A 267-nucleotide genomic window follows, 5' to 3' on the forward strand; every position below is an offset into this window, starting at 1 on the left:
GGTCAGAGGTGCCAGCCTGACGCTTAGAGCCGAGTTGGACGTGTACTGCGTCTTCAATCGACCGGATCGAGGAGGAGGCCGTATCGGCCAGCAGCTTAGCGAAGGATTCGATCAACGCGACTTCGCGTTCTTCATTAGCGGGGTCAGGAAAAGATTCTTTCCGTGATGCATCCGCGCTCATGCGTAGGTCGAGTACCCGGTTCATGTCCGCACGGACATGATCTTCGGCCCGGGCCCGGGCCCGTGCTTTGTCACGGGACCGGATGG

General features: G+C 59.9%; 1 protein-coding gene. It reads right to left on the bottom strand.

Translation table 11 applies throughout. The features are described 5' to 3' along the window. Positions 1–181, bottom strand: a 181-nt coding sequence (locus tag SB679_RS24565) for a hypothetical protein (RefSeq protein ID WP_410704891.1), incomplete at its 3' end; no start/stop codon positions are given. Positions 182–267 lie beyond the last annotated feature (86 nt).

The sequence above is a fragment of the Chryseobacterium sp. SIMBA_029 genome (assembly GCF_046535275.1).
In the GTDB taxonomy this organism is placed as follows: domain Bacteria; phylum Bacteroidota; class Bacteroidia; order Flavobacteriales; family Weeksellaceae; genus Chryseobacterium.